This is a genomic window from Pseudomonas sp. NFACC13-1 (assembly GCF_900104425.1).
Classification (GTDB): Bacteria; Pseudomonadota; Gammaproteobacteria; order Pseudomonadales; family Pseudomonadaceae; genus Aquipseudomonas; species Aquipseudomonas fluorescens_AA.
Map to the genome: position 1 here is coordinate 1 of NZ_FMXV01000034.1, position 21504 is coordinate 21504.

14 protein-coding genes are annotated in these 21504 nt (G+C 58.9%); 10 read left to right on the top strand and 4 right to left on the bottom strand.

Annotation, left to right across the window (positions count from 1 at the left end; translation table 11 throughout):
- Positions 1-543: 543 nt before the first annotated feature.
- Complete coding sequence (locus BLQ55_RS27805; protein WP_092200414.1) at positions 544-1149, bottom strand: LysE family translocator; 606 nt, start codon at positions 1147-1149, stop codon at positions 544-546.
- 115 nt (positions 1150-1264) lie between these two features.
- Here BLQ55_RS27805 and BLQ55_RS27810 point away from each other — a divergent pair, with 115 nt between their 5' ends.
- A complete protein-coding gene (locus BLQ55_RS27810) occupies positions 1265-2140 on the top strand; it encodes a LysR family transcriptional regulator (protein WP_092258647.1) in 876 nt (291 codons plus the stop codon).
- Between the two features lie 225 nt (positions 2141-2365).
- On the opposite strand, the gene BLQ55_RS27815 is transcribed toward BLQ55_RS27810, so the two are convergent.
- The gene (locus BLQ55_RS27815) at positions 2366-2950 is read right to left on the bottom strand and encodes a DUF805 domain-containing protein (RefSeq protein WP_092200408.1); all 585 of its coding nucleotides are present in this window, start codon (positions 2948-2950) and stop codon (positions 2366-2368) included.
- Positions 2951-3493: 543 nt separating this feature from the next.
- Here BLQ55_RS27815 and BLQ55_RS27820 point away from each other — a divergent pair.
- The 6 genes from BLQ55_RS27820 to BLQ55_RS27850 all read left to right on the top strand — a co-directional run bounded on the left by BLQ55_RS27820 (position 3494) and on the right by BLQ55_RS27850 (position 12967).
- Entirely contained in the window at positions 3494-4057 is a 564-nt protein-coding gene (locus BLQ55_RS27820; protein ID WP_092258650.1) for a hypothetical protein, read from the top strand.
- Between the two features lie 73 nt (positions 4058-4130).
- Positions 4131-5159, top strand: a complete 1029-nt coding sequence (locus BLQ55_RS27825; RefSeq protein WP_092258653.1) for a hypothetical protein — start codon at positions 4131-4133, stop codon at positions 5157-5159.
- Positions 5160-5223: 64 nt separating this feature from the next.
- Positions 5224-5808, top strand: a complete 585-nt coding sequence (locus BLQ55_RS27830; RefSeq protein WP_092258656.1) for a hypothetical protein — start codon at positions 5224-5226, stop codon at positions 5806-5808.
- Between the two features lie 172 nt (positions 5809-5980).
- The gene (locus BLQ55_RS27835) at positions 5981-7012 is read left to right on the top strand and encodes a histone deacetylase family protein (RefSeq protein ID WP_092258659.1); all 1032 of its coding nucleotides are present in this window, start codon (positions 5981-5983) and stop codon (positions 7010-7012) included.
- A gap of 11 nt (positions 7013-7023) precedes the next feature.
- Positions 7024-8124: a polyamine ABC transporter substrate-binding protein gene (locus BLQ55_RS27840; protein ID WP_092258662.1), complete on the top strand. Its 1101-nt coding sequence runs from the start codon at positions 7024-7026 to the stop codon at positions 8122-8124.
- Positions 8125-8356: 232 nt separating this feature from the next.
- Positions 8357-12967 (top strand): dermonecrotic toxin domain-containing protein, encoded by a 4611-nt coding sequence (locus BLQ55_RS27850; protein WP_092258665.1) that lies wholly within the window; start codon positions 8357-8359, stop codon positions 12965-12967.
- Positions 12968-13002: 35 nt separating this feature from the next.
- Here the strand turns inward: BLQ55_RS27850 and BLQ55_RS27855 are convergent, their stop codons facing one another.
- Positions 13003-14550: a MocR-like pyridoxine biosynthesis transcription factor PdxR gene (locus BLQ55_RS27855; protein WP_092258668.1), complete on the bottom strand. Its 1548-nt coding sequence runs from the start codon at positions 14548-14550 to the stop codon at positions 13003-13005.
- Positions 14551-14650: 100 nt separating this feature from the next.
- Here BLQ55_RS27855 and BLQ55_RS27860 point away from each other — a divergent pair, with 100 nt between their 5' ends.
- From BLQ55_RS27860 to BLQ55_RS27870, 3 genes are read left to right on the top strand one after another with little or no spacing between them, the layout of a single operon-like run.
- Complete coding sequence (locus BLQ55_RS27860; RefSeq protein WP_092258671.1) at positions 14651-15292, top strand: FMN-binding negative transcriptional regulator; 642 nt, start codon at positions 14651-14653, stop codon at positions 15290-15292.
- Between the two features lie 2 nt (positions 15293-15294).
- Positions 15295-15741, top strand: coding sequence for a GNAT family N-acetyltransferase (locus tag BLQ55_RS27865; RefSeq protein WP_092258674.1), 447 nt, complete (start codon positions 15295-15297; stop codon positions 15739-15741).
- Between the two features lie 10 nt (positions 15742-15751).
- On the top strand, positions 15752-16426 hold the full coding sequence (locus tag BLQ55_RS27870; protein ID WP_092258676.1) for a GNAT family N-acetyltransferase: 675 nt from the start codon (positions 15752-15754) through the stop codon (positions 16424-16426).
- Positions 16427-16480: 54 nt separating this feature from the next.
- Here BLQ55_RS27870 and BLQ55_RS32635 read toward each other — a convergent pair whose 3' ends face one another.
- Positions 16481-21430: an OTU domain-containing protein gene (locus BLQ55_RS32635; RefSeq protein WP_256326659.1), complete on the bottom strand. Its 4950-nt coding sequence runs from the start codon at positions 21428-21430 to the stop codon at positions 16481-16483.
- Positions 21431-21504 lie beyond the last annotated feature (74 nt).

The window sequence follows — 21504 nt, forward strand, 5'->3', positions numbered from 1 at the left end:
ATCCAGCAACTGATTGAACTGAGTTCATTGCTGGCAAACCGAGTGCTGGATAACGTCGACCCACACTAGTCGCTACAGCATCAATCCCGTGGCGAGGGAGCTTGCTCCCTCGTTACGGATCGCCTACACCTCAAAAGCATGCATGTAACCCGCTGCCGCCTTCGCGAGCAGGCTCGCTCCCACAGAGAATTGGTGGAGGGCGTCTGTTCGGTGGAACTCTGCTTTACTATTTTTCAGGTGTGCTGCGAGTTAAGAAAAAATCAGAAAAACCGCCTCAACTGAAGATTTTCTTGGCCCACTTAAGAAAATCCTGACCAAGGGCAGAGAATTAAGGATTTGCCACGGATACGCGGCTGGACGCATGTGGACTACAGGAATCGTGAAAGGCATCGACGATGCGGTCGAATGAACCTCAAATCACCTTAGCGACATCCCGACTGACATAACGTCTGTTTCATTCTCCCCATGATGAATCTCCCTCTAGCCGCGGACTGCAACCGGCCATATGAGATCACGTGCCTTCTCTGCGACCTGAATGAATGCCTATCGGATAGGCAGCAGAGCGCCAAAGGCCATGAAAAACCCACCACACACTCGATTGAAGCGCCGCCCAGCCCGCGCCATCCAAGGGCGCACCCGGTGGGCTGCACTGGCAACTAACCATTCAACTGCAAACTCCACGACGGCATAGGTCAATGCCATGACCGTTGCCTGCAGCACTAAGTTTTTATGCGGATCGATGAAGGGCGTGATGAACGCTGTGAAGAGCAATAGCGCTTTGGGATTTGAGATGGCAGACAGCAATCCTTGGCGAAACAGAGACCAATCGCTCAATTTGGGAATCGCTTCCAAAGAGAGCGCTACCGGCTCTGATCGCCAGAGATTGATGCCCAGCCAAATCAAATACAGTCCGCCAACGATTTTCAGAGCAGTAAGCCAGACGAGAGACGTCATTAGCAGAGCGCCCAGCCCCAGAACGCAAAGTGCGATCATCCCGACAAAACCGATCACTCCTCCGCTGATGGTAAACAGCGTCTTCCGGTTGCCATGAAGCGCTCCATGGGTCAGTACGAGCAAGGCGTTGGGGCCGGGAACTACCGCAATGCCAGCGCAGGTGAGTAGATACAGCAACCAAGTATCGATTTGCATGGTTTCTCCAGATTGAAGTCGACAGTGCGGCATACAAAGCATGGAGCAGCTACAACTGGACGGAAAGCGCATATTCTGGCAATCAACCATTCGAATATCGAATAGAGGACGTGAGATGGCTCTTGGGGATTTGCAGATCGACTGGCTCAAGTGCTTTGTTGCAGCGGTGGATTCCGGATCACTGTCGAGTGCTGCCAGCGAAGTCCATCGATCTCAGTCTGCGGTCAGCATGCAACTCAAGAAGCTTGAAGCTGCCCTGGGGAAGCAGGTACTCATCAGAGGGCCTAGACACCTTCAGTTGACCGAAGACGGCCAACTGCTCTTGGGCTACGCCCGACGCATGCTTGCGTTGCATGCAGAAACACAGGCGGCCTTTCGGGACGATCATTTGACCGGGCTGATTCGGCTGGGCGTCGCGGAGGATTACGCCGCGCATTACCTCACACCTGTCTTGAAACGCTTCGCTCCTCGGCATAGTGGCGTCGACATTGAACTGACGTGCGAGCAGTCGACCGCCCTCATTCCTCGCATCAACAGTGGAGAACTCGATCTGGCCTTGGTTTCGCGTGATGATTCAAGACGGGGTGCATTCATTTTTCAGGAAACGATGGTCTGGGTTGGCGCGGCGCCATTTGAGTTGTGGCGCAGAGATCCACTTCCTATTGCTGTCTATGATTCCGCTAGCCTGGCACGGCGCAGTGCCGTTGAAGCACTCAACAAACAGGGTCGGCGATTCAAGGTGGTCTACAACAGCTCAAGTCTGGCCGGTCAGATTGCTGCGGTCGAAAGCGGGATTGCTGTTGCTGTGCTGACCAAGTGCACAGTACCTATGCATCTTCAAATCCTGGGGCCAGAACATAATCTCGGTCCGCTGGAACCAATGGATGTTGCGGTTTACCGGAGCAAAGCGTCGCAGGGGTCCAGGGCAGTTGATAGTCTGCGGGGCTTTCTGATCGAAAACCTTCGTAACCACACCGCTCCAACGAGCTGACTGACGACCGCCCACGTCCGGTCAAACACAGCCGTTCCTGTGCGGCAGGTATCGGCCAAGAGCGGACGTTTCGAGCAGAGAAATAAATCTGTTCTCTTTTTCCAATGGACATCACCGCGGCGTACGCAGGGCTATCGCGTGGTGCGCGCAGCGCTCTCTACAAAGGCACCTGAGCACTTGGCGCCGCGCAATGAGGCGAAGCACGGACTTCGCGTACGCATAAGGTTATGCCTGAGCCAATGCATTAATGAACCACTCGTAGAGTGCCTGTGGGTGGTATTGGGGAAAATACACAACTAGCGCGGTTGTAGTTACAAGCACAAGCACCACCAACAGCCCGGTAAGTAGCGTTACCAACGTCGAGAGAGGTGGATTGGGCGGGCCGTATTTATTCATCGCTTTACGCCCCGGAAGCATGATGAGCGGAAGCGTTATCACAAAGCCGATAACAGGGACCAAGCAGAGAATTCCCCATATCGGACTCCAGCCTAGATCACGTGCCCTGCGTACCAGTAGAGACACGTCGAGCAGGATGGCAGGAACGACAACGGTGACACCGACTATCAGCAAAACCACCAGTTCATGGCGCAACCCCACCATAAAGAACGCCAGCAAAATGCACGGAAGAACCACCGCCAAGGGCACATGAATCAGCCAGAAGCGCGCCAGAGAAATACGCCCGGAAAAATCTAAAATCCTGGGTTTTGAAAACGTGACAACCTCGTCGTCAATCAGTTGGGCGTCGCCCGGTTGGTATGGGTTTTCGATTTCGCCGCTGATGCTGCCGAAAACGGGTTCTATTCTTGCCATTTAGTGCTCTTCCCTGTGTTTGATGGCGCTATTCATGTCACAACGTTTACGCCTCGTATCTAATCGAAGGCCAGCATCAAACTCAAGCAAAGACGCTATCGTGCAAGGGGGCTGTGTGCACCACAGCATGTGTGGGTCTGTCACATGGTGGGCGCAGTACACTTATGACAGCGAATTGATCCGTGGTGCTCTCCGGTACGCCATTGGTGAACCGTATACGCTGGATCTCGATTCCATCATTTATCGACGCCACCACCCATATGACGGCTGCGCCGTCGAGCGGGAGCAAGTTCACTCGCCACAGGAGATGGGTGGCGGCTGATACATCTGCGAGGAGTGAAAGGCTGTCATCGCGAGCAAGCTCGCTCCCACAGAGGATTGGTGGTGGGTGCCCAGTCAAGACACGTCTTGGACCCATCGACAATCACATCGCAATAAAATAACCATAATTCATATTATGAACCACAATTGACTAAATGGTTTTTAAGGTAGACGATGGTCCATCTCTTCTACTTCGGAGGAGCTTTCCCAGAGTCATTCCCTATGAACGATGTTGAAAAGGCCGAAACGGTCTCCTACACGCTGCGTAATTTGAGCAGCAGCCTGGACAGGACCATTGCCGCTGTCGCCAATACCCTTGGCAAATCGAAAAACGCCTTGATCCTGGAGACCTTGGAGCGGGAGTTCTACGCCTACATCTCCACCTACGCCCGGTCGAATCTGCTGGTTTCGGCGATGGATGCCGAGCTGGCGAAAAAGTTCGGCATCGAGATTCTTTCGGAATGGTATGAAAGCGACCACACCATTCGGTACGACCGCTACCTCAGCGGCGAACTCAAACTGGACAGCATCGATAAGGTGGATGCTATGTTCAAGGCGAACCTCCCATTGCTTGAACTGCGTGCCAAGCAACTTATAGACAAAGGTTACTTCCGGCTGCCACGGGGCATCTCTTTGACGTTTGCCGTGTTCATTGAGATCGCCAAGCAAGATGAGGCTCTCGTTCACAAGATCTACAGAGGGGCGTTCGGCAACACTGAGGATTTCTACGCGTCCTTGAACGCAATACGTGCAGCCCTTTCGCTTCCCGCTATCAAACCTGAATAGCCAATGCCCAGGGGGCTTCCCCCGTTAACCCGCGCATTCGTTCAGCTAACAAATGAACAAGGAAATATGACGCATGCTCCTCGATCACCTGAGTGAAATTACTGACAACCAGCACTACCTTGTAAAAACCAGCATTCATTACGACGAGTACCTACACGCGCTGAATAAAATCCTCAACTCGCTTCAAGCTAAGATAGGCGAGAAACCAGTCAAGCGTCTCATCCGAGATAAATTGCAAGTTCGCGCCGGGGTTTTTAACGAGAGTCAATATATACAGGCTGCTTGCGAGCTAACAGCCATGAGTGATTTTATCGACTACCCCAATGCGGCATTCGTCTACGAAGATAAAGTCACGTCGCCTAAAGATGTTGACTTCAGCGTAACTGTAAAAGGGGAAAAATATAATCTCGAAGTAAAATGTGCCTCTTACAAAGATGAAGTACGCCACCCTGACGAAGTGACGCTTACCTTTTCAAACAGAATGCCCCACAACGCACTCCGCGAGCAGGCGCTTAGAGAAGCGCGTGAGCGCTTGATGCCTCAAGGCAAGACAGTGAAAGAAGGGAAAAATCTAGATAACGTAATGAAGGATTTTCTGGAAACCACCCAAGCAAAAGTCAAGGAATGCAGAGTCGAAGACACCAACATATTAATTGTGTGCTGTCACAAAGAGATCGACATGCAACTGTGGCGTGGCTACCTGTTTGGTGAGGGTGGTTTTTTTACCGAAGACAGTCCAATTGGTCATGAACGATTCGATCTCGTGGATTTTGTCTTGCTCACCAATATCTACAACCGACATTTCAACTACTTCAATGACCCTAGGGTATCCAATCACTGGCGCCTTTCGTCCTCTTTCAATCTGTTGTACCCCAATAGATTTTCAAAGAAAAGCAAGTCCATAACCAAAGAAAATGGACGGAAAAAATTAAATGAGTTAAATGAGATATTTCCCAACCACAATGTAAAATTTGAAGACTTCCTAAAAAACCGGGACGATGTTCCTTCCGGAGAAAATGAAGCAATGAAGCATATTCTCGGCGTTGCTTGGTACGCCGACAAATTCAAGACCAACGGCGTTTTCTATTTTCAACAGAGCTGATCAAAAAATCTTGCATGATCAAAAGTATTATCCATTACAAGCAAAACCACTTGAGCACCTCTAGATGGCCTCTATCCCTGACGTTTTCATTATTGAAACACTCGACCCTGACGATGAAGGCAATGGTCGCTTCGAAGGCAGCGTGATTTCTTCAGTTTTGAGGCTACACGAAAAAAAACCAATATACCGCTATGTCAGGACACGAGATCAGTTCATCGAAGCCGTTACAGAGTTCGGGAAGTCGGGATATCGGTACCTGCACATCTCTGCTCATGGGAATGAAGATGGATTGTTCACGACCAATCAGAATGAGATCGGCTATACGGATCTTGCAAAAATACTAGAACCTCACCTGAAAAAACGTCGCCTGTTTCTATCCGCTTGCTCCATGATCCATGACAAGTTTTTATCTGCACTTTTCTCTACTACAAAGTGCATCTCAGTCGTGGGCCCTCGTGAAGACATCTATTTTTCGGACGCAGCTGTCACTTGGCCTGCCATTTACCACCTTATGTTTTCAGAAAACACTGACGGCATGGATAAATCACATCTTAAAGCACAGCTCACCCACATCCGCGCTCTTTTTAAAATCGACCTGGCTTACTACTCAAAATCAAAAAATAAATGCGGCTATACCCACAATCTCTAGTCTGATTAGCTCCCCATGCCCCAACCCCGCGCACACCCGCGCCAACAAGGGGCGATTTACGGTCAAACCTTTTGGCCATTTCGATCCCCTTTTGGCCTCTCCTGCCGTTCTCTGAAACGCCGCGCGCCGCAAGACTGTGTTCAAACCGACCAGCCTTGCGGAGAACAAAAAAATGCTGACGATCTACTCAGACGATCACCACCTGCACCACGGGCGTTGCGAGTTGATGGATGGGCAATTGATGCCTTGCTTCGAGATGCCGTCCCGGGCCGATCATGTGTTGGAGCGGGTCAAGGCGCAGGGGCTGGGGCCGGTGGAGGCGCCGCAGGATTTTGGCCTGGGGCCGATCCAGCGCATCCACAGTGCGGCGTACCTGGAGTTTTTCAAAGGCGCCTGGGACCGCTGGGCCAAGTACAACCGCGACGGTGATTTGTTGCCCTTCACCTGGCCGGCGCGAACCCTGCGCTCGGTCATCCCCACGAGCCTGCACGGCCAGTTGGGTTATTACAGTTTCGACGGCGGCGCGCCGATTACCGCCGGTACTTGGCAGGCGGCCTACAGCGCCGCGCAAGTGGCCCTCACCGCTCAGGCGGACATCCAGCGCGGCGCGCGCAGTGCCTTTGCGTTGTGCCGCCCACCGGGGCACCACGCCGCCGGCGATTTGATGGGCGGTTATTGCTACCTCAACAACGCGGCCATCGCCGCCCAGGCCTTTCTCGACCAGGGCCATCGGAAGGTCGCGATCCTGGATGTGGATTACCACCACGGCAACGGCACCCAATCGATTTTCTATGAGCGCAGCGACGTGTTGTTCGCCTCGATCCACGGTCACCCAGAGGCGGAGTTTCCGTTCTTTTTGGGGTATGCCGACGAGCAGGGCGAGGGCGACGGCGAGGGCTTCAATTTCAACTACCCTTTGCCAGCCGGCTCGGGCTGGGACACCTGGAGCGCGGCGCTGGAGCAGGCCTGCGGGCAAATCCGGGGTTACGACGCCGATGTCATCGTCGTGTCCCTGGGTGTCGACACGTTCAAGGACGATCCCATCTCGCAATTCAAGCTCGACAGCCCGGATTACCTGGCGATGGGCAAGCGCATCGCGGCGCTCGGCAAGCCGACGCTGTTCGTGATGGAAGGCGGCTACGCGGTGGCAGAAATCGGCATCAATGCCGTGAACGTTCTTGAAGGTTTCCAAAGCGCCCCATGAGGAATCACAGCATGAATAGACTCAAGCGTTTTATGGCCCCAGCCGTGTGCGCCGCGCTGCTTTGCGGCGCTGTCCAGGCCGAGGAGCGCACCTTGCGCGTCTACAACTGGTTCGACTACATCACGCCCAAGGCCTTGGACGATTTCAAGGCGCAGAACAGCCAGGTCAAGCTGGTCTACGACATCTTCGACACCAACGAGGCCCTGGAGGCCAAGTTGCTGACGGGTAACTCCGGCTATGACGTGGTGGTGCCGTCCAACGTGTTCCTCGCCAAGCAGATCGAAGCCGGGGTGTTCCAGCCCCTGGACCGCAGCAAGCTGCCGAACTGGAACCACCTCGATCCCAAGCTGATGAAGCTGATCGAAGCCAACGACCCGGGCAACAAGTTCGCCGTGCCCTACATGTACGGCACCATCCTGATCGGCTTCAACCCGGACAAGGTCAAGGCCGCCCTGGGCGACAACGCGCCGGTGGACAGTTGGGACCTGATCTTCAAGGAAGAGAACATCAGCAAGCTCAAGCAGTGCGGCGTGGCGCTGCTGGATTCGCCGTCGGAGATCCTGCCCTTGGCCTTGCAGCACCTGGGCCTGGACCCCAACAGCAAGAAGCCGGCGGACTACGCCAAGGCCGAAGCGCTGATGATGAAGATTCGCCCGCACGTCACCTATTTCCACTCGTCCAAGTACATGGCCGACATCGCCAACGGCGACATTTGCGTGGCCGTGGGTTACTCCGGCAGCTTTTCCCAGGCGGCCAACCGCGCCAAGGAGGCCAAGAACGGCGTGACGGTGGACATGCGCCTGCCCAAGGAAGGCGCGCCGATCTGGTTCGACATGCTCGCCATTCCCAAAGGCGCCGCCAACCCAGGGGACGCCTACGCCTTCATCAACTATTTGCTGCAACCGCAGGTGATCGCGCCGGTCAGTGATTTTGTCGGCTATCCGAACCCGAACAAGGACGCGACCGACATGGTCGACCCGGCGATCCGCAACAACCCCAACCTGTACCCGACCGAAGCGGCCATGACCACGCTCTACACCTTGCAACCGTTGCCACGGGATGCCGAACGGGCGCGGACGCGGGCCTGGACGCGGATCAAGTCCGGTCAGTGAGTTCATCAAGCTAAACAGAAAACCTGTGGGAGCGAGCTTGCTCGCGAAGACGCCGGCACATTCAACATCACCGGCGCCTGATACACCGCTTTCGCGAGCAAGCTCGCTCCCACAGGCGTTATCCACGTCCCATACATAGTTACCACCTTCCCCGTTTTGAGCCGCCCTAGCATGGAAAACCCCGAGCGTTTCGCTCCGGGAACGCCATGGATCACAAGACAGGGAGACTCAGATGACATCTACGTCTAACACCAGGCCCAAAGCCGACCCCAAGGAAGCGGTGTACAACCAGTTGCTCGCAGGGCCCACCTATCCAGAGGTCGCGGCCGTGCTCCTGAGCGATGGCCTCAAGAAGCTCTACCCCACGCTCAACCTCGATCCGCACAATACCTTGGTCGGCGAACCGTCCTGGGACATTGTCGATGACGAAATCGTGCGGCGCCCGACCCGCTACGAAACCCTCAGCGAGATGCTGGCCGGGCTGGTGAACGAAAAAAGCGACCCGCTGCTGCTGATCGAAGGCTTGCACTTCCTGACCCAATTACCGCTCACCGAGCCCGAAGTGCATTTGCCGGTGCGCATCGACCAGATCGGGCGCCTGCTCAACGAACTGGTACCGGCCATGCTGACGGCCTGTCAGGAGCAGCAACTGGCGTATTGGAATGCGCCGCAGGGCGAGTCCGGCCCACTCTGGCATGAACTCTCCAATACCTTGCGCAAGGCCTGGGATGTCGGGCGCATCAAGGGCTGGACGGCCACTGAATGCGCCATGGCCCGGCAATTGTTCCATTACCCCGACCGCAAGGACCGTAAGGACAACGACACTTATGACAGCCACGCGTACCTGATCGACATCGATAACGTCGATGGCCCTGAGGTCAGACGCCTGGGTGACACCTCGCTCGTGGTGCTGATCGGTACGGTCGATAAAAAGGAAGTCATCCTGGCCTACTCGCTCAACAACGGCTACGAGAAGTTCGATTCGCGGCAGGCTTTTGGGGAGTCCTTGCCGTCCCACTTCGTTCCGGGCAGCTACCGGAAACTCCAATGGCGGCTGTACGAGCCCGACGGCAATATTTTCGATCACAAGGCCTGCGGGATCATCGCCGAGCAAGTCAGGATACTCGGGACCTTTCCGCAAACATGGGCGATCTACGAAAACACATCGCCCGCGGCCAACGAAGAAACGGACGACGATGCGCTCGTGGCCTTGTTCCAGAAACAAATGCCCGATTGGTTGTTGGGGGCCTCGCCGACCGACCAGATCCTGTTCGCCCAGCACATGAAGCGCCTGTCGATATTGAATCAGGTCCATGCCGGCAAAACCTACCTGGATGAGATTCCTCCCCTCAAGGAATATGCGCTCGGCCTGCTGAGAAAGCGGATGGTCTCGAAGCATGCCGACGCCTCGAAGCTCGACCTGGAGGCCATCGAGATCGAGGTGCGCAGCCCCGTGGTCTGGGGCACCTTCGTGGTGCCCGGCAAGATCGAGACCACCCGGTTCAGCCTTGTCGAGCTCGCCTTGCAAAACCTCATCGCACTCCCCCTTGGCGACAAGATCGTCAAGTTCGTGGACGACACCGAGTTGCCCGACTGGATGACCGTCGAGTACGTCGAGAGCCTCATCACCCAGGTCGACATCGGCCGTGTCTACCCCGAACTGATCAAGCAAAAGCTGCTCGACGATCCGGCAGAGTCGAGGCGCCGCGAAAAGCTCTACACCTCCCAATTACGCATCCAGCTCCCGATGCTCGCGCTGGAATGCAAGATCCGTGGCCTGGGTCACCTGGACGATCGGGGCTACCGCTACGTCGCCGCACTGATGCAGCCCGAAGAAGCCAACCGCAAGGTGGACGGAAAAACCATCGTCCTGCGCAGGCTGGCCTTCGTGCCCGAGCTGCAACTGGGCGACGCGGAGGATGTCGTGGCCAACATGTTCATCATCGGCCCCGAGGATTCGAGCGCAGGGCCCTGCTTGCTATACCGCCCCATGATGCAGCCGCAGTTGAGCCAGTACCCGGCGTTCAGCAACCTGTTGTACGCGATCAGGCAAACCCCTTCTTTGCGTCAATCGGTGCTGGCGTGGTTGCCCGATGGGGTGCGCGACGATTACGGCCGGTTCGTCTTTCCTGACTTGCTGCCCTCCCCTTGGAGCATCGTGGCATTCGTGGCCGCCCCGTTGACGTCATTGGCCAATAGCGGCCCCGTCAGGTTGACCGACAAGACCCTCGGGGCGGATTTCCTGCCGCTGTTGTTCAAGGCCAACGCCGATGCCCTGGTGGAGCTGGCCGATCGGCAAGCGGTGTCCAACCGTGAAAATCGCTGGGAGACCTTCAAGCGGACAGGCTGGCTGATTTTCAACCTGGTCTTGCCTTACCTGGGGACCACCGTCGGCACCGCGGCCTGGCTCTGGCAGATCATGGACGACATCGACAAGCTGACGCAGCGCAACGACGAAGCCAATCGCCCGGCCAAGTGGGAGGCGTTCGCCGATCTGCTGCTGAACATCGCATTGGCGATCATCACCCACGCCATCGACCGCGCCAGGGCCGCCAGGAATTCGGATCGGGCACAGCCATCAAAGGAGGTGCGCGAACTCGAGAGCCTGCCAAAACCCGAACATCAACTGGTGATAGAACAGCTCGAACCGTTGTCGAGCACGGCGCTGCCAGCCGAACACTACGAGGCTATCCGTTCCAGTGGCGCCTTGATGGGACGCTCGAGGGAAAGCACCCGGCTCCTGGACGCCTTGAGCATCGACGAGCCCGCAGATCCCGGGCAACTCCAGGCCGAAGGCGCGCTAAAAGGGCTCTACGAACGAAGCGGGAACTGGTACGCAAAAATGGCGGGGAGCTGGTTCAAAGTGAAAGTCGAAGGCGAATCGGTCTCTATCGTCGACGGGAAAGATCCCACCCGCGAGGGGCCGCCCTTGATCAATGATACCCACGGCACATGGCATATCGATACGCGCCTGCGATTACGCGGCAGCGGCTCCAAAGGCGTCCGGCAAAAAGTCATCGCCGACGCGCAGCGACGCCGGACCGAGCTGCTGGCCTCCTTGAACCGGTTCGAAGAAAAGAAGCCGCAGAACCAGAAACTGCTGACCATGCAAGCCAAGGAAATGAACGAGGCTGCGGGGCCGGCCAAGGAAATAAAGCGCGACGAATATGTCGACCTGCTGAAAACACAGCGGGAAAACTACGAGAAAGCGTTGCGGACACTGATGGAATGGCCGCTCTTCCAGTCAAGGCCCGACTACGCTCGCACCCGGCTCGGCTACCTGAACGCGCAGATCGATTTCACCTTCGCCGAAATGGAGGCGCTCCAGGAACGATTCATACCGGCCTTGACCAAGGCCAAGGGCATGATCACCTCCGGGGTCGAGGTGCTGGAGCAACAGCACATCGACGCCGCCGAGAGCATGATCAGCGTCGGCGACGACATGATCGAACGCCTGGACTACATGGAAACGCGCTTCACCGAGCTGAAGACTGTGGGCTACGAAGGCTTCGAATTTGTCCATCGACACCGCAAGAAGATGCCGCTCTACACGGGCGCCGACCTTCGTATGATCAAGCTGGATATGTATCGCCATCTCTGTCTGTCGCTGGAAAGCGTCGAGTCGATGCCCGAAGGCTGGGAGGCGCTCAACCAGGTCGTCGATAACGCCACGGTGGCGTTCCAGAGCCTGCGTGACGCGATCGATGAGCGAAGCGTGATCCGGCTGGACGAGCGAATCGACGCATTCGGCAGCCTGGCCGAACAGTTCGCCGCCATCGGCGAGCACCTCCAATACCTGGGTAACGAATACAAGGGCAGCGTGCAGCCGCTACAACTGGCGCGACTGCGCTCGGGGATCGCCACGCTGGAGCAATGGACGCTGCGTCACCTGGGAGCCGCCTTGGAGGAAAGAAAGAATCAGCGAAGCTCGGGGGCGCCTTACGAACAACGGCCCAGGCCTCGGAAAAAATTCATCCGCGCGCGCTTCTGGGGCCTGGTCAGTGGCGAGCCGCGCTTGTCCAAGCTCATGGAGGAAACGGACTGGGTCGATGTGAAAAAACCTTTCTCGGGGGAGATCATCGTCACGTTCCACCGCAAGGAAACCGGCGAATGGATTCCCCACCTGAAGCCCGATGCGGCACCGGCCGCTGTGCCGGCGTTGAACATCAGCGTCGCCAAGGGCAATGACCTGATCAACGGCCTGGCGGCGTTCAAGGCGCAGATCGCAGAAACCGCAAAGACCCCCACCCAAACGCCCACCGGGCTCGGGATGATCCTCAACGCCCACGCCGGCAGGATGGAGAAAATCAGCGCGGCAATCAAAAAAGCGCTCGACCAGGCGCAAGGCGTGGCCTCCAACGAAACGTTCGAACTGCCGGCAGAGCAACGACGCGCGGCGGAAACCTTGCGCGCGCAACTCGAAAGGGAATCGAGCGCCCTTTACATCCTGGGCTTCGACACGGTCTTGAATCTCATCAAGCAACGCCCGCCGACCATGAGCAGCATCCTGTGGCTCAAGAGCCGCAACCAGATTTCCATCACCAAACAAAAGAGCCGTCAACGCATCAAGACCCCACCCCACGGCTATCTCGACCGATACGAGATCAAGGATGTGAAGACCAATAAAACCCTCTGGTTCGCGGATTTCCGTTACTCGAAAAGCTGGGTCCCCGCCTACGCATTTCTTTCTGCACGCTTGAAAACCATCGAGCAAGCCAGCCAGGAAGCCGTCGATGTCGAAGACACCCAGTCCCTCACCCAGCGTCAACTGGTCGACCATTACCGCAGCGAAATTGCCGTGGACCAGGCCAAGGAAGTGTTCTTTCATAAAGCCCGTTCATGAACCAAGGCCGGGGCATTTGCCGATGCTCCGGCCCCTCAAAGTGCCCAGGTTTTCTCCAGGCTCGCCAGTGCGGCAGCGATCGCTGCGGGCGGCACGGCCGCGAAGCCCAGCACTAGCCCGGCCCGCACCTGTGTCGAGGCCGTGGTCGGCAACCAATAGCTGCTCAAGCCATTGACTTCAACCCCCGCCGCCGTCGCCTGGGCAATCAGTTCGCGTTCCCGGGCGAGGCTGTCCACCGGCACCGTGACATGCAGCCCGGCCACGACGGTCGGCAAGGTGCCAACCCCTGGAATGTCTTTGGGCCAACCCGCCAGCAGCGCGTCCCGTCGGACCAGCGCGGCCCGCCGCATGCGCCGGATGTGGCGCTGGAAATGCCCGGCGGCCATGAACTCGGCCATTACGGCCTGGGTGCTGACTTCGGAATGGCGCACGTCCACGGCGCGACGCCGGGCGAAGGCGTTGACCAGGCCCGGCGGCAGCACCAGGTAGCCCAGGCGCAGGGCCGGGAACGCCACTTTGCCGAACGTACCGACGTAGAGCACCCTCCCCTGGCGATCCAGTGCCGCCAAGGGCGCCAGGGGCGCGCCGCTGTAGCGGTACTCGCCATCGTAGTCATCCTCGACGATCCAGCCGTCGTTGCGCTCGGCCCAGGCCAGTAGTTCCAGGCGCCGTGGCAGGCTCATGACCACCCCGGTCGGGTATTGATGGGACGGGGTGACGTAGGCCAGCCGGCAATGGCTCAGCCCACCGAGCGCCGTGCAGTCCAGGCCCTCATCATCGACCGGCACGCCTCTGACGTCGGCACCGGCGACGGCGAACGCATGCCCGGCCGCGCGATAACCGGGATTTTCCACCGCCACGACGTCGCCCGGGTCCACCAGCAGCTGTGCACAAAGGCTGATGCCCTGTTGTGCACCACTGGTGATCACAATTTGTTCAGCCGTGCAGTGCAGCCCCCGGGAGCTGCGCAGGTAAGCGGCGATCAGCCCGCGCAAGCGCGCATCCCCTTGGGGGTCGCCATAACACAGCTGTTGCAGATCCGGCTTGCGCCAGAAAGCCGCGTTCAGCTTGGCCCAGACGTCGAAAGGGAACAGATCGAAAGCCGGCACACCGACCCTGAATGCTCGCGGCGGGCCACTGGGCGGCTGGGGTAAATGGTGGTTTTCGACCCGATTCAGCGCATCGCTGTGGATAACTTCACTGGATGGAATCACAGGCAAATCGAGCCAATCTGTGGATAAGGCTGTGGATAAGCCTGTTGAAAACCCTGTGGATACTTTTGTGGATATGTTTTTCAGCGGCAGGGTCGTCGAGGACAGTTTCGCCACATAAGTACCGTCCCCTACCCGCCCTTCGATGAAGCCCTCGGCGTAGAGCTGATCGTAGGCCCGCACCACGCTGTTGCGCGAGATCGACAAGGCCGCCGCCAGGTCACGGCTGGCCGGCAGGCGCGTGCCGCTGGCCAGGCGTCCGTCCAGCACCCGGGCGCGCAACGCCTGGTAAAGCTGGCGGCTGAGCCCCTGGCGGCGATCCAGCTCGATGCCAGCGGGATTGAACGACAGTGGCGGCACGACGTTGTGCATGGCAGCCCTCGCGAATGGACCTATCGAATTGGCTAGAAGTGGCTCTTACAACAGACCAATAGCCTGCCTAGGATGCTCCCATTCGCCAAGGAAAATCATCATGTACAACCCCAAAGCCTTTGCCGTCGAAGACTTGCCCCAATTGCACCAGATGATGGGCGATTGCCGCCTGGCCGTGCTCGTCACCCACGGTGAACACGGTGTGCAGGCCAGCCATCTGCCGCTGTTGCTGGACACGCAACAGGGGCCGAACGGCACCCTTTACGGGCATATGGCCCGGGCCAATCCACAATGGCGCGACTTGCAAGCCGGTGCCGAGGCCCTGGTGATATTCGCCGGTGCCGAGGCCTACGTCAGCCCGGGTTTCTACCCGAGCAAGGCCGAACACGGCAAAGTCGTGCCGACCTGGAACTACGTGGCCGTACACGCCTACGGCAGCGCTGAGGTGTTCAGCGACGCGCAGCGCCTGCGCAACCTGGTCGGCGCCCTCACCGACCGCCACGAAACCGCTCGCGAGCAGCCGTGGAAAATCGACGATGCACCGCCGGAGTACATCGACAGCATGCTCAAGGCCATCGTCGGCTTCGCCCTGCCCGTCCAGCGCCTGGAAGGCAAGCGCAAGCTCAGCCAGAACCGCAGCCCCGCGGATGTCGCCGGGGTACGCAGCGGTCTTGCCGCCAGCCCCGACCCGCAGGACCAGACGCTCGCGCGGCTGATGCCTGATCCATCGTCCAAGGAGTGAACATGAGCCAGATTGAAATCCGCCGCGTCAGTGCCAACGATCACGCCGCGTGGCTGCCGCTGTGGCAGGCCTACTTGCGTTTCTACAACACCGAGCTGCCAGAGGCGGTCTGCCAAAGCACCTGGCAGCGCTTGCTCGACGACCGCGAGCCAACCCACGGCGCCCTCGCCTGGAACGGCGACACGGCAGTCGGCCTGGTACATTTCATCTACCATCGCTCGAACTGGAGCATCGAAAACTCCTGCTACCTGCAAGATTTGCTGGTGACAGAACCGAGCCGCGGCACCGGTGTGGGTCGCCAGCTCATCGAATTCGTCTACGCCGCCGCCAAGGCCGATGGCTGCTGCAAGGTGCACTGGTTGACCCACGAAACCAACGCTACGGCGATCCAGCTGTACGAGCGCATCGCCGAGCGCCCAGGCTTCATTCAATTTCGCAAAGCCCTTTAAGGAGCACCCCATGTCGTTTTCACTCGCTGATTGGAAAGGTGTCCCGGCGCCGTCTGCGCAGTTGCTCGAAGGGCGTTTCATCCGCCTGGAAAAACTCGATCCGGCGCGGCATGCCGACGGCTTGTGGCAAGCCCTCGAAGGCCCCGGGGCCGACCCGAAACTCTGGGATTACTTGCCCTATGGCCCGTTCAAGGATCGCGGCGCGTTCGATGCCTGGCTGAACAACCACGCCGCCAACACCGACCCGTATTTCTTCAGCGTGATCGACCGCGCCAGCGGCGAGGTGCAGGGCATTCTCAGCCTCATGTCCATCGTCCCGGCCCAGGGTCGCATCGAGATCGGCCACGTGACCTTCGGCGCACCGATGCAGCGCTCGCCGAAAAGCACCGAGGCGGTCTACCTGTTGGCCAAGGAGTCTTTCGCCCTGGGTTACCGCCGGCTGGAGTGGAAGTGCAACAACGGCAACGCTCGCTCCAAATACGCCGCCGAACGGCTGGGGTTCACGTTCGAAGGCGTGTTCCGCCAGCACATGGTGGTCAAGGGCCAGAACCGAGACACCGCGTGGTATTCGATGCTGGATTCGGAATGGCCCGCTATCGGCGCCGGGTTCGAGCGCTGGTTGAGCGACGAGAACCAAAGCGAGGGCGGCCAGGTACGTAGCCTGGCAGAGTGTCGCTCAGCCTGATGAATGATTGCCACCGCGCATCCGTTCGCGGTGGCGATCATTCAAGACGGCCTATCAGGACTCAGGCGGCTTCCTCGTGGCCAGGAACGGCTTGAGCACCTCGGGCGTCACCCCTCTTCGGGCATACGGCCAGGCCCATTGCGGTATGGCCCCATGGGCATTCACATAACTGGCGAAATTCAGCCGGCTGTGCCCCGCGTCCGCCCCTGAAAAATTGAAATTGTAGAGGAAGTACTGGGCTTGCCTGTCGCTCATGCTGTAGGCATCCAGAATCAGCCGATGTGCCTGCGCCTCGTCCTGGGTCAGGCTGTCGATCAAGGCGCTCGCGAACGTTGACTCGCTGTCGAGCGCACCGGGTCGGCCCAGCACGAACCGGATGTTGTCGTTGCTGAAGTGCGGCCCCATCAGATCCTGCCAAATGCTCCGGGCGCTTGCGCGCGTGATCCCGCGCATGGCGAGAATGGACCACCATAGGTCCGGCCTGTCGAACAGGACAGCGATCCGGCTATTGGAAAACGGCTGGCCCGGCGTACTGAACAACCTGGCGACAGCAGACAAGTCGCTGTCCCTGACGTATCGGGCCTCCAGCATATAGCCGGAGAACTCCAGCAGGGCCTTGCGATGCGTGAACAGGTTTTGCAGATTCCAATCATCGAACGGCTGCATCCAACGGATATCGACGCTGCCGTACAGCTCCAATTCGTCATAACGGCCCGTGAGATATTGGGCAATGAGTTCAAGCCGCGCCTCGGATAAGCCTGGGGTGCGTATCCATTGCGAAAGCAGGTTCAAGGGGAACAGCCCGCCCAGGTTGGAAGCGATCAAGGGGGACTTGAGCAGGATGGTCGCCCGCCTCGACAAGATAGGGAATCGTTGGAGGGCGACGGTCAGCAGGTCGACCAGGTCCTCGGCCCGATCGTATTGGATGAATTGCGCCAACAGATCTTCATCGTCGAACATGCTGCGGCCGGTTTCCTCCTTGAACCTTGTCCCGACCTTCTTCAAGTCGCTGCTGTCCACCAGATAGGCACCGTTGAGCGTGTTTTCGAGCTGTTCTTCGCTGAGATGACCATGCACGGCCTGGTCGTAGCGGACGTACGCCATGCTGTTCTTGGGGTGGTGATCGGTCAGGTCCCGGGCCTTGACCCCGTATTCGAGCATGATATGGAGCACGTCCTGGGAGAACATGAGGAATTCATTGTTGAGCAGTTCGGCCACTTCCGTAGGCTCGACAGGCGCCAGCAGCGTGTCCTCGAAAAAGCTCCGCAAGGACTGATCGTTCTGGGTGTAGTAGGGAATGCTGCTCAGCACCGGTCGCCCTGGAGCCCGGGGGGACAGGAAACTGCCGATGTGGCGCAGCATTTCCGGCGGCAAGGCGGCGTCCGATGCATGGTTCAGCAGCCTGCGCGCCATGTCGTCTGCATGCAGGTGCAAGAGCCTCAGCAGCGGTTGAAACAGGTTATGCGGGTTGCGCGTCCCGTAGACAATCTGGCTCAGGTCGAATACCGCCCCCTCGCCCAACAGGTTCTCCAAGGAACGGGCATTATCAACGAGCGCCTGCTGCAACCCGGTGGGCTGCGTCACCAGGTAATTGTTCAGTTCCGGGTGCTGATCGATGTAGGCGGCGGCTTCATTGCGCAGTCCCTGCATCGAAAACCTCGGCTGCGCCTGCCCGTCGTTCAAGCCCCGCGCGAGGGCGTTGAAAAAGCAATCGCCGTCGGCCGCGAACGTGACGTCCGTATCGTCGGCCAGCCTCAAGGTGTAATGGTTTTCCCCCGTGCGTATCAACACCACGTCGGTGCTTGACCTGAGCGGATGCGTGCCCGATGGGTAGCTGCTTTCGTACTGCCCTGGGGTGAAACGCACGGTCCAATCCCGGTGCCCATGGCGTCGGTCGATGATCAGCAAGCTGCGATTTCGCGGCCAACTCGCAATGCGGGTGATGAACGAAGGCACCAGTTCCATGATCTGGACGTCCCATACCCCCGGCGTACGGATCAGGTCGGAAACGGCGCGAAGCGATGGCGCCGATTGCTTGGGATCTGAAGGACCCGGCTGGGGAGAGCCTTGCGACGGCCGCTTGCCTCCTCCGCCCAGGCCATAACCTACGGCGCGCCACTCGCCATCGGGCCCACGGGCCACCGTGCTTCTCATCACGCCACTGGAGCGGATGCTCAACCCCGTGGCCGGGTCGACGATGGTGGCCTCGGTGGCCTTCAGCGACGTATGGTCGTGCACCCGGAACACCGTCCCATCGGGTTGCCGTACATACACCTGGCGCGTGACGCGGCCCGTGGCGACATCGGTGATGGCGGGGCGATAGAAGCCCCGGGCATCCGCTGACAGCCCACGGAGCAATGCGGTATCCGTCACGGCATAACGGCGATACAACGCGTCCTCCAAGGGCAATCCGAGCAGCGCTTCAGTCGAGTTCTGCCGAGCCGCTGCCGGCAGGAAAGTCCCCTGGCCTCGCACCTTGAATGGCACACCGCCGAGGCCTGGCGACCGTCGGGTGTTCGCCACCGCGTGCACGAACATCAGCGTGTCCAGGTGCGTGGGCACGGCACCGGTCTTGATCACCAGCAAACCCGTCTTGACCGCACGCGTCAGCATCTGGAAACCGGGGATAAGCAGCAGGCCTGCCAGGTCCATGACCAGCTCCACCACCATCATCGCCAGCCTCATGGCGGTTTGGTGGCTGATATCCCGGTTGCTGTTGGAGCGGTGATCGGCATGGGCGCTGTGGAAATTGACGTGGGCCCGGTGAAATTCTTCGAGGAAATGGCCATTGATCAGGTACCCACGGACCAGGGGGCGACCGCGATGTTGCCCCAACGCACGCTTGATCTCCTCCGGGTCGAGGATGGACATGCGCGAACGGAAGTACGTGCGCCATTCTTCTTGTTGCAGCAACCCCGTGACGCCGTCGCTCAGGTCCGAAAACTCATGGAAGTCATCGCCATGAGGGCTGTCCGGGAAATAGACGCCCACAGTTCCCGTAATCTGCGGCCCCGGCTGGTCTGAAAGAATCAGCACGCCATCGATGCTGATCGCGTTGCCCGTCGTGCCATGCTGCAAACCGACGGTGCCGCCCAAGAGAAGTCCGTAGACGCGCACGCTGCGCCCGCCGACCGATGCGCGCTTGGCGGCGGTGGGCGATTGCAACAGCGCCTCCAGCCAGCCCGCGACCCGCTTCTGCGCCTTCGGTGGGCTGGCGTCGGGATTGATCACAGTCGCCTTGAACACATCGTCGCCCCGCAGCCCGGCCGCGTAACCTTTGAACTCGAGGTTGGCCAGGTACGCCGCCTGCCAGGCCGCCTTGTAGTGCGGCGTATTCATTTGTTCGCGAAGCAGGGTTTCATAGCGGCCACCGGCATCGATGCTCGACGCCATCCGGGCCAGTTCGCTTCCGGTCACCGTGATCAGGAAACCGCTTGCCGGGTGCCGGACACGTTGACCATGCCGGTCGACCAAATCAACGGCCAGCACTTCTCTCATTGCGTTCGGGTACTGCGGTGCACGCAGATTATCGAGCATTAACTGCGTCAGGCTGCTGGTCCGGGACTGCCTCGGATTGGCCCGATCGCCGAAGAACAGCTTGACCATGGTCCGGTCCGGATCCGGCTCTATGCGCGGGTGGATGCTTTGCTGAAGGTATTGCCGGATCTTCTGGCGAGTGAACTGCACCAGCGTCGGGACACCGCTTCCAAGCGCATAGACGGCCTGGAATACCCGGTCTTCGAGCTGGCGATAGCGGGCCTGTTCGGCCCGCGTCGCGGCTTTGTAGAAAGCCGGGCGACGATTGTCCACCAAGGTTTCCTGGCGGGCCGCCAGTGGCCCGGTCAGGGACAACATAGGCAAGCCAAGGGCAGCTTCGGTTCGCTGGGCAAAGACATCCACCGGCACCGTTGCGTTGTCCGGTGCAGTCAACACCGCCTCCAGGGCGGCACTTTGCATCTGCAGCAAGTCCGCTGCCGCCGCCTCGAACACATGCCCGGCCAGTTCAGAGGACATATCCCGGATCGAGCGTTCCTGGCCGTCATGGAGCGGACGGACGTTGTCGACCAGGTCCTGGAAAGAATGAAATCGCTGCAGCCCGCGTTCCAGGGAATACAGGAACAACGAGGGCCGATCGGTGAACTTGATCACCATCGCCGCGGGCCATTTCTGCGGCGAAACCGTGCCCTGGTCGAGCAGGACGGCATAGACATGGGGAATGGGCGCCCGTAGCAGCCGGTTCCTGTCAGCCTGGGAAGGATGGGTGGTGATGAGGTCCAGCAGGCGATCGTCATCGGCCTGCTGGATGCGCGCAGCTTGGGTGAGTGGAGCGGCAGGATCCCGATCCGCTTTATACAAGTTGAACAGGTGCAGGAATCGTTGGGAAAGCAATTGGGCGAGGACCGCTTCAGCCGTGGACGGTGCGGTCGCCTCGCTGGCGTCGCCCCGGTTCTTGCCCAGGCGAAAGCGCGCCAGTTCGTCACGGAACTGACGTATTACCCGTTCGTTCGCGGTGGGCCGGGGAAAGTGGAACACCGACTCCAAGGCCCGTAGCATCTGCGCGTCCGGTTGCCGGGCGAATACACTGTCGGCCTCCTCCAGCGAGTCCGGACGGGTGAAGAAGCCGACGCCACCGTTCGTGAAATCAGGCGCCGTGTCGCTGAGCAAACCGTTGCGCAGGACATCGGTGAAACGCTCCGAGGACGTCAGGGCGCGATCACCGGAATGGTCCGTGGTAAAGCGGTTCACGTAGCAGTTATCCGGATCGATATCCGCGAGCTGCGATGGGCGGAATCTGTCGGCGGGAATCTTCGCCTTGAGCAGGCTGACCAGCAGGTTCCCAAGCACCCCGTCGAACGTGGGAAGGCCTGCAAACAACCGGGTGAGTTGAATCTGGTTGTTGTCCAGCAACTCCAGTTGCCTGAGTTGCACCCTTGCCTGGGCACTGAGCGGTTCGCCCTGGGGGACGACGGCGTTGGCCGGATCGCCTTTGGAGAAAGTAGCCATCTGAATGGTCCGGTTCTGATTGAAGAATCCGGACCCTATCGCGCCGTCGCCGCCCAAACGGCATACATATTTAT

Bases quoted from the DNA above. Each gene is read 5' to 3' on its own strand.
- BLQ55_RS27805 (WP_092200414.1), bottom strand. From the start codon at position 1,149: ATGCAAATCGATACTTGGTTGCTGTATCTACTCACCTGCGCTGGCATT.
- BLQ55_RS27810 (WP_092258647.1), top strand. From the start codon at position 1,265: ATGGCTCTTGGGGATTTGCAGATCGACTGGCTCAAGTGCTTTGTTGCA.
- BLQ55_RS27815 (WP_092200408.1), bottom strand. From the start codon at position 2,950: ATGGCAAGAATAGAACCCGTTTTCGGCAGCATCAGCGGCGAAATCGAA.
- BLQ55_RS27820 (WP_092258650.1), top strand. From the start codon at position 3,494: ATGAACGATGTTGAAAAGGCCGAAACGGTCTCCTACACGCTGCGTAAT.
- BLQ55_RS27825 (WP_092258653.1), top strand. From the start codon at position 4,131: ATGCTCCTCGATCACCTGAGTGAAATTACTGACAACCAGCACTACCTT.
- BLQ55_RS27830 (WP_092258656.1), top strand. From the start codon at position 5,224: ATGGCCTCTATCCCTGACGTTTTCATTATTGAAACACTCGACCCTGAC.
- BLQ55_RS27835 (WP_092258659.1), top strand. From the start codon at position 5,981: ATGCTGACGATCTACTCAGACGATCACCACCTGCACCACGGGCGTTGC.
- BLQ55_RS27840 (WP_092258662.1), top strand. From the start codon at position 7,024: ATGAATAGACTCAAGCGTTTTATGGCCCCAGCCGTGTGCGCCGCGCTG.
- BLQ55_RS27850 (WP_092258665.1), top strand. From the start codon at position 8,357: ATGACATCTACGTCTAACACCAGGCCCAAAGCCGACCCCAAGGAAGCG.
- BLQ55_RS27855 (WP_092258668.1), bottom strand. From the start codon at position 14,550: ATGCACAACGTCGTGCCGCCACTGTCGTTCAATCCCGCTGGCATCGAG.
- BLQ55_RS27860 (WP_092258671.1), top strand. From the start codon at position 14,651: ATGTACAACCCCAAAGCCTTTGCCGTCGAAGACTTGCCCCAATTGCAC.
- BLQ55_RS27865 (WP_092258674.1), top strand. From the start codon at position 15,295: ATGAGCCAGATTGAAATCCGCCGCGTCAGTGCCAACGATCACGCCGCG.
- BLQ55_RS27870 (WP_092258676.1), top strand. From the start codon at position 15,752: ATGTCGTTTTCACTCGCTGATTGGAAAGGTGTCCCGGCGCCGTCTGCG.
- BLQ55_RS32635 (WP_256326659.1), bottom strand. From the start codon at position 21,430: ATGGCTACTTTCTCCAAAGGCGATCCGGCCAACGCCGTCGTCCCCCAG.